Raw genomic sequence first — 8,340 nt, forward strand, 5'->3', positions numbered from 1 at the left:
TCCTCAGGCAGGCCGGACGCGGGTGGTCTTACGAGACGTGACAGCGGCGATCTCCGCGTCGACGTCGACGTCACGGTTCGCGGAACGTTGTTTGAGCACCACCGTTCCCTCCCGGGCATCGGTGACCTCGACCACCCCGGACAGGAGACGCACGGTGTCGGAGCGTCCGGATTCGGTGGCGAGCCGAACCGCCCGGCCAAGCCGGGCGGTCGCCGTGGCGACGTCGCCCACCTCTCGCGCCGCGAGTCCCTCCTGGATGGCCTCGGCCAGCTCGATCTCGCCGCTGTAGTGCGCGACCCGCTGGTTGATCTTCGTCGAATGGGCGGTGTCGTCCGTCCAAATGGCCCGGACGAGCGCTTGGGCCAGGGTCTCGTCACGCCGGACCACACTCACCCGGGCGGCGAGCACCTCCTCCCCGACCGCACCGGGATCCACCTCGACCGAGAGGTGGTAGTCACGGCTCTCCGCACCCCAGGAGCCGGTCGGATAGTCGCCGGCCCGGGCGCTCACCTGAGAACGGCGGTCGGTCAGCTCGACGATCTCCGGATGCACCTGCTTCAGGAACCGCAGCCGTCCCCCGGTCGGAGTCCACACCCGCAGGAACACGTCGGCCATGGTCTTGCCCATCGCCGCCTCGATCATCGCCTGGAAGTCCGCCGCCAGACCGGCCGGATCCTTCATCCCGTCGGCGGTGCCGAGCAGCGTGTCGGCGATCTTCAACAGTTCGGCCGCGCGCCAACCCGCGCCGACGCCCCGGCTGTCGCAGACGAACTCGCCCGCACAAGTGTCGAGTACGGACTGGAGCGTCCGCTCCGACTCGCCGTTGCAGCCGTCGGTGAGCAGGATCGCGTGCCGGATCTCGACCGGGTACTCCCGGAACAGGTCACGGGCGAGTTGCAGCCAGGTACTCATGGCGGTCCCGCCCCCGGCCTTCAGCTTTCGGACCGCCGCCTTCGCCTCGGCACGGCTGCTCGGCGACGTGACGGCGAGCCGCTGGCCGGACGGGAACGCCGTGACGGCACCTGACGAACCGGCGATGACCGCGAACCCGACTCCGTCACGCAGTGTGTCGATCGCCACCGCAGCAGCCTTTTTCGCCTGCACCATCCGCTCACCGTGCATCGACCCGGAGCAGTCGATGATGATGATCTCGGCCGCCCCGGCACCCTCGGTACGGACAGCCGGGCCGTGCCCCTCCCCCATCGTCACGGTGACCACGGCGTCGGCGACCGTCGCGCCTTCCGCCAGGTACTCGTTCTGGAATACCTCTGCCCTGACATCACTCATCGGTCGGCGCTCCTCTCGGGTCGGTCTGGGGGTGGTCGCCGGACAACGCGTCGACGGCGACCGGAATGACGGCGACGGCGATGTTGTCGATGCCGCCGGCGTTGAGCGCGAAGGTGGTCAGCCGGCGCGCGGCAGTCATCGCGGTGGCGGCGGACGGAGCGGACGCGGTCGCCGCTTCGGCGGACGCGGCCGTGGTGCGGGTCGGTACGGCGGTCAACTGGGCCAGCACCGCCGGACTCGGCAGATAGCGGGAGAGCCCGTCCGAGCAGAGCACCACCGCCCCGGTACGCGACGGCGAGAACGTGGCCAGATGGGGGTCGCCGGTGGGCGCGTCGGCACCGAGCCAACGGGTCAGGCCGAAGGCGTCCGGCGGAAGCGACAGCCGGGTCGAGTCCACTCCGGCCGCGTCGAGTTGACCCGCGAGCGAGTCGTCGACGGTGAGACATTCCGGTGCCCCTGGCAGTGCGTCGTCCACCCAGTAGGCGCGGCTGTCACCGGCCCAGCCGACCGTCACCCGCAGGTCCGCGCCGACCACCACCGACACGAAGGTGCAACTCGGCGCGTCCCCGGTGACGGTGGAGCGGCCCAGGGTCGCCACCGCCCGCGCCGCCGCCCGGAAGGCGGCAACCGTCGCGACGTCCGGCCGCGTACCCTCGTCTAGCGCTCGCAGCAGCGTGTCGATGGCCGTGTCGGCGGCCACGTTCGCCGCGGCGTCGGCGTCGGGCGAGGAGGAGACGCCGTCACAGACGACGGCGACGCGGCCGGCCCGTACGGAGCCGACGGCAACGGCGTCCTCGTTACGGGAGCGACGGTGACCGAGGTCGGTGGCCGCCGCGATCCCCCCGAGGTCCAGTTCGCACCGGTCCCGTCCGACCGGGCACCGACGACCGCACGAGTCGCAGTACCCGTCTGGGCCGACCGTCGCCCGGCAGGACCGACAGGTGCGGTCGCTGGATCGGGACGAGAGGCGGCCGGCTCCGGTGGAGAGCGCCGAACCGCACGACTCGCAGAACCGGTCCCGGGCGTCGACCCGGGCGGCACAGTGAGGACATTCGGCCATCTCAGAACCACGTCCGTGGGCGTACCGCGTTGGCCTGGTCGACCAGTCCGATCCGAGTCTCCTGGTCGGCGGCCACCTTGGAGAGAACCCGGAACGCGCGTTCGAGTCCGAACCTCAGCTCCCGCTCCGACAGGGTGTGCGACAGCACCCGCCCCGCCCCGCCGTTGCCGGCCCGTACCCAGTCGAGCGCCGCCCGTAGTGTTTCCACCGTCAGCAGCGCCCGCCGCTCGACATCCAGGCCGAGGCGCTCGACCCGGGTGGAGACGTCGAGCAGTTCCGACTCGGCCAGACGCGCCGGCTCGGCACCGAGCCGGGCCCGTACCGCGGCGATCTGGGCGAGCACACTGTGGCTGGAACTCTCCGGGACCGTGTCGAGCACGGCCACGGCGGCGGCCCGGTCGCCGGCGCCGGCAAGGACTCGGGCCAGCCCGAAAGCGGCGCTCACGTACGCGTGGTCGGTGCGCCAGACCCGCTCGTAGAGACGCCGCGCGGTCTCGCCGTCCCCCACCAGTTCGGCCGTGGCGGCGAGCGCCAACTGCGGGGCCAACTCCCCGGGCAACGCGTCGTAGACCCGGTCGAACGCCTGCCGGGCGTCGCCGAACCGCTCCTCGGCGAGGGCGACCAATCCGTCGTACCAGTCGAGGCGCCAGTCGTCGCCGACCTGGTCAGCGGCGGCGAGTTCGGTACGGGCGGTCGCCACGTCACCGCTGACCAGACGGGCCCGTACGACGGCGAGCTGCGCCTCGACACCGCTCGCGCCGAGGGTGGAGAGCGCCTCGGCCAGGACGTCCGGGTCGGCGGTCTGCACGGTGGCGAGCAGCGCCGCCGCCGGGTCCGCCGGGTCGACCTGCGGGACCGGCAACCCGGCCACGACCGAGGCGGCCTCGGGTCGGGTCTGGTACCCGTTCGCGTCGGCGTCGACCTGCCCGGCCCGGGTGCCGAACGCACGCCGCTCGCCGGTGAACTGTGCCGACACACTCGGCCGGGGCACCCCGTCCGCGGCGAGCACCTGACGCAGTACGCCGAGCAGTTGCTCGGTCATCTCGGCGGCGCTGCCGAACCGGCGGCCCGGATCCGGGTGGGTCGCCCGCCGCAGCAGGCGGTAGTAGGACTCCTCCCGCTCCAGCAGCGGCACCGCATCGGCCTCGGGCAGTTTGTCCACATAGGCGGCGCTGAAGCCACGGAAGTCGAAGCTGAGTACGGCCATCGAGCGGGCGACGGTGTAGAGGTCGGAGGAGGCCGACGGGCCTACCGTCGCCACCTCCGGTGCCTGGTACCCGACCGTTCCCCAGACGGCGCTCACATCGTCCTCGATCCGCCGCACCGCGCCGAGATCGACGATGGTGATCCGGTCGTCGGCGTGCAGCACGTTGTCCGGCTTGAAATCGCAGTAGAGCAGTCCGCGTTCGTGCAGGTAACCCAGGGCCGGCAGGACCTCAAGGCCGTAGGCGATGACGTGCGGCAGCGGCAACGGCTGCCGGGACCCGCCCACCACCGGCTGGTCGAGGTAGATGTCGCGCAGGGAACGGCCGCCGACGTACTCCATCACGATGTAACCGACCCGCTCGCCGCTGCGCGGGTCGGGATGGGAGACGAAGTCGTAGATCTTCACGATGGCGGGGTGGTCCACCTCCACCAGGAACCTCCGCTCGGTGATCGCGGCGGCGGTCGCGTCGGCGTCCCCGGAGTCGATCAGCCCCTTCAGCACCACCCAACGGTCGCTGACCTCGTCACCGACGTTGCGGTCCCGGGCGAGGTAGATCCAGCCGAGTCCGCCGTAGGCGAGGGTGCCGAGCACCTCGTAGCGGCCGGCGACGGCGGTGCCGGGGTCGAGCGCGGGGCGGAACGAGTACGGCGTCCGGTCGTTGGTGCAGAAGCCCTCGACGAGACCGGGGCGCCCGTCGCGGCTACGCCCGACGGGTCGGCCACAGGTCGCGCAGTAGCGGCGTGACTCCGGCACCTGCGGGTCGTTCAGCATCGCCGTCGTGGGGTCGCGTCGGGGCATCCGGGGTACGTCGAGCAACCCCCCGCCGAGTCGTCCGCGACCGGTGGTCCGGGTGCCGGTCCGACCGCTCGACGAGGCGGTACCGTGCGTCATCGCGGCGCTGGGGGTGGAACTGGCGGAGGCCGACGAGCCGGCCGACACCTGTGCCCCACCGACCGGTGCCCGGCGCCCGCACTCGTCGCAGTAACCTTCCGGGCCGTACGAGCCGATGCAGTCCGGGCGCACGCACGCGGTCATCCCGCGCTCCTCTCGACGTTGCCGGTCAGTGCCTGTTGGTACGCGTGGACCGCCCGGGTCGCCGCCCGTAGGTCGCACGGGGCGGTCCAGAGCAGGTCCCGGGCGGTGCTGTACAGCCCGGTGAGCCGAGGTTCCTCGGCCCGGCCGAGTCGCACCGCCTTCGCCCGGTACGCCTCCAACCGTCCGCGCAGCTCGTCGCGGCGGCCGATCAGCCCGTCAGCGACCCGGGTACGGTCGGCGGCGGCGGCGAGGGCGGCCGACGCCTCCCCCTCCAACGCGGTCAACTGGTCCGCGACGGTGGCCCAGCCCTCGGCTTCGGACGGGGTGCGCCGGACCAGGGACGTGGCCGCCGCCCACAGTTCGGGCACCGGATCCACGGGCTCCGCCAGACCCGGGTCGGCGATCCTGTCGGTGGCGCGCTCGTACGCCGCGTGGGCCCGGTCCTGCGCGGCGGTGACCGTCGCGAGTGTCTGGTGGAGGGCGGCGATCCGGCCGGGCACCGTGTCCCGGATCCCGGCCAGCGCGGTGAACCGCGCGGCGGTCGCGGTGACGGTGGAGCGGAGCCGCACCCGCTCGCCGGGGTCGAGAACGGCGCCGACCGGGTCGGCCAGTGCGGCGTGCTGGAGCTGTTGGCAGGTCGCGCGGAGCCGGGCGGCGATGGTGTCGGATCCGTCGGTGAGGTTGGTCTCGGCGGTGGCCAGGTCGCTCAGCCCGGTGGCCAGTTCCGCTGCCCACGCCGCCACCTCGGCCCGGGCGGAGGCGATCCGGTCGAGGACCCTGATCACCTCCTGGCAGCTCGCGTTGAGGGCGGTGACAGCCGCGTGCGGCCTCAGGTCGAAGCCGGACACCGGCGAGTAGAGCAGGCGGGACAGTTCGAGGAGGGTCGCGTCCGTGAGCCGGTTGCGGGTGCCGCGTACGCCCCTGATCTGCTCCAGGTGGTCCCGCACGTTGGCGAAACCTTCCCAGAGCGGGCCGATCCGTGGTCGGGTCGCCTGCCACAACTCCCCGGTCGCGCCGCCGAGGTCGTTCGTTCGGACGTACCCGTTGGTCTCGTGGGCGTCGATCGTGTAGAGCGCTGCGGCGATCGTCTCGCACCCCTGGCTGACCTTGCTGATCTGGTCGTCGATCTCGTGGCGGGCCAGCCGTCCGATGCCGCTGCCCACGGTCAGTCCCGGTAGCGTGCGGCCGGTGGTGGCGGTACGTCGCCGAACCGGCCGAGCCAGCGGCGGTAGAGCGACGTCCAGGTGCCGTCGGCGCGGATGCGGGCGAGTACGCCGTTGACGAACCGGACGAGTTCCGGGGTGTCGAGCGACATGGCCACCCCGGAGGGCTCGTCGGTGATCGGTTCGCCGACGACCTCGGTGCCCGGGTCCTGGGCCGCGAGGGCGAGCAGGAGTACGTCGATGGTGGAGACCGCGTCGATCTGGCCCTGCTGCAACAGGACCAGGCAGTCGAGGGTGCTGTCGGTCGAGACGGCGATCGGCCTGGACGCCGCACTCTGGATCTTCACGATGCTGGTGCTGCCCCGGGTGGCGCAGACCTTGCGGCCGGCGAGGTCGTCGAAGCTCTTGATGCCCGAGCCCCGGTTGACCAGCAGCCGCTGGTACGACGTCAAGTATTCGCTGGAGAACGCGACCAGCTGCATCCGTTCGCAGGTGGCGGTGACGGTACGGATCACCATGTCGACCTCGCGCCGCTGGATCACCGGGATCCGGTCGGCGGTGGTGATCGCCCGGAACTGCACGGCGTTCGGGTCGTCGAAGATTGCCCTGGCGATCTCCCGGGCCAGGTCGACCTCGAAGCCGGTCAGCTCTCCGGAGATGGGGTCTCGGAAGCCCATCAGGTAGGCGTTCTGGTCGATGCCGACGACGAGCCGTCCACGCTTCTCGATCGCCGCCATCGCCGTCCCCTCGGGCATCCTCCCCGGTGTCGGCATCGTCGCCGGGGGACGCAGGCTCGCCCGGGGGTCGCACTCGGGCGGTGGTGACGCGGGCGGACTCGGCACGTCGGCCGGGTCCTTGACGTTGAGCGGCCGGGGCACCGAGGCGGCGGCCGGAGCCGGTTCCGACGGTGGTCGGTTGTCCGGAGCCGAGCAGCCGGGCAGGAGAAGGAGGGCGGCGGTTCCCACGATCATCAGTCGTCGAGCGTTCATCGGTACTCCGCGATCCGCTGGTAGAGCCCGAACGATCCGGCTGCCGCGAGCAGGACGGCCAGGAGTGCGACCGCGAGGTCGGCGCCTCGCAGGATGTTGCTGGCGGTCTCGGCCTGCCGGTCGAAGTGCTGACGGCCGTCGGTGATGCCTCTGGCGAGTGCCGCGTCGAGCTGACCGGCCGCGTTGGCCGCGCTGTCCGGTCCGGTTCCGGTCGCGAGTCGCACCGCTTCCAGGTGCTGGCTGCTGTCGTCGAGCTCGCGTACCTTGCGATGGGTGGTGAGCCAGGCCCGGGCGTGGGAGCGTGCTTCCTCCACGGTCGAGCGGGCTGCCTCGTCGGATGCCTGCCGGTTGGCTCTCTCCAACAGGCCGCCGGTTCCGTCAGCGCCGACGAGCCGCTCCATCATCACGGTGAAGTCCTGCTCGAACTGGGCGCCGTCGCCGCGGGCGATCAGCGTCAGTCCCTCGTCGGCGCGGGCCTGCAACGCGGTGATCCGGGCTTCGGCGAGGATTCCGACCTGCAACGATCCCTCCTGCGCGCCGTTGTTGATCCGGGTAGCGGCGCCGGTGACCGCGATCGCCATCCAGCCGAACGCGACCACCGAGGCCAGGGTCGCGGCGAGCAGTCCCCGGTTGAGCACCCGGTTGGTCATCCGCCGCAGCCGTACCTGGGTGACCATGAGCAGCCCGAGCAGGGCCAGCCCGAGTAGCGCCGCCGCCCACGGCACCCGGGAGACGGCGCTCTGCGCCCGCGTCAGCCGCTGGGACTCGGCACGGTAGAGCTCCTGCGCCGCCGGCAGGATGGTCTGTCGCATCAGGGCGGACGCCTCGCGCAGGTAGGCGCCGCCGAGGGGCAGGCCCTGTCGGTTGTAGGTGCGGGCGGCTTCGACGAGTCCGGTGTAGACGGGCACCTGCACGACCAGGACGTCCAGGGCGGCGGCGCTGTCGCCCTCGGCGCTGCGCAGTGCGGCGGCGACGGTGGTGGTGGCGTGCGTGATGTCGTCGAGGTAGCGGGTGCGCAGCGCCGCCGGTTCCACGCCGTTGGCGAGGAAGGCACTGGCCGCGGTCGCGTCGGCGTCCGACAGCGACCGGTAGATGTCCTGGGCCTGCACGGTGAGCGGTCCGCTACGTACGCTCACGTCCCGGACGAGGGTGACGCTGTCACGCATGGTCAGAGCGCCGACGAGGCCGAATGCCAGGCTCAGCGCCACCACGGCGACCAGCGCGAAGGTGAGCTGGCCGGGGCTGGTCGCGGCCCGTCGCCGCAACGGACGCCATACTCGATTCAGCAACGGCAGCTCCCCGTGTCCGTACGCCGACTGTCAGGTCAAGGTATCCACGGTCGTCAAGGCGTAGACGCTTCGCCATTGAGGGCGACAGACGCGACGTATAGCGCGAAGGTCACAAAATGCGCATCACTCAGAGAGATGATGATCATCGGAATGATTCGTTGGATTTGATGCTTCCCTGGCGCCAAGCTTAGGTCCGACAGCACGGCACACCGTTCAGTCGGGTCGGGAACTGGAGAGATGATGATCACTGACGGTAGGGCCGAGGGCCTGCATGCCGCCGGTTTCCCGGTCGGTTGTGCGCTCTCCCGTG

At 71.6% G+C, this 8,340-nt stretch carries 6 protein-coding genes; all 6 read right to left on the bottom strand.

The features are described 5' to 3' along the window. Nucleotides 1-3: 3 nt before the first annotated feature. From ACIBF5_RS31930 to ACIBF5_RS31955, 6 genes are read right to left on the bottom strand one after another with little or no spacing between them, the layout of a single operon-like run. On the bottom strand, nucleotides 4-1,287 hold the full coding sequence (locus ACIBF5_RS31930) for a VWA domain-containing protein (RefSeq protein WP_396816613.1): 1,284 nt from the start codon (nucleotides 1,285-1,287) through the stop codon (nucleotides 4-6). Next, complete coding sequence (locus tag ACIBF5_RS31935) at nucleotides 1,280-2,347, bottom strand: PP2C family serine/threonine-protein phosphatase (protein ID WP_396816614.1); 1,068 nt, start codon at nucleotides 2,345-2,347, stop codon at nucleotides 1,280-1,282. The genes ACIBF5_RS31930 and ACIBF5_RS31935 overlap by 8 nt, the downstream gene beginning before the upstream one ends. Before the next feature lies 1 nt (nucleotide 2,348). Beyond that, the gene (locus ACIBF5_RS31940) at nucleotides 2,349-4,589 is read right to left on the bottom strand and encodes a tetratricopeptide repeat protein (protein WP_396816615.1); all 2,241 of its coding nucleotides are present in this window, start codon (nucleotides 4,587-4,589) and stop codon (nucleotides 2,349-2,351) included. Further along, a complete protein-coding gene (locus tag ACIBF5_RS31945) occupies nucleotides 4,586-5,752 on the bottom strand; it encodes a hypothetical protein (protein WP_396816616.1) in 1,167 nt (388 codons plus the stop codon). The genes ACIBF5_RS31940 and ACIBF5_RS31945 overlap by 4 nt, the downstream gene beginning before the upstream one ends. 2 nt (nucleotides 5,753-5,754) lie before the next feature. Then, on the bottom strand, nucleotides 5,755-6,741 hold the full coding sequence (locus ACIBF5_RS31950; protein WP_396816617.1) for a glutamate ABC transporter substrate-binding protein: 987 nt from the start codon (nucleotides 6,739-6,741) through the stop codon (nucleotides 5,755-5,757). Then, nucleotides 6,738-8,030: a hypothetical protein gene (locus tag ACIBF5_RS31955; RefSeq protein WP_396816618.1), complete on the bottom strand. Its 1,293-nt coding sequence runs from the start codon at nucleotides 8,028-8,030 to the stop codon at nucleotides 6,738-6,740. The genes ACIBF5_RS31950 and ACIBF5_RS31955 overlap by 4 nt, the downstream gene beginning before the upstream one ends. Nucleotides 8,031-8,340 lie beyond the last annotated feature (310 nt).

Origin of the sequence: Micromonospora sp. NPDC050417 (assembly GCF_044458865.1) — a bacterium.
Lineage (GTDB): Bacteria > Actinomycetota > Actinomycetes > Mycobacteriales > Micromonosporaceae > Micromonospora_G.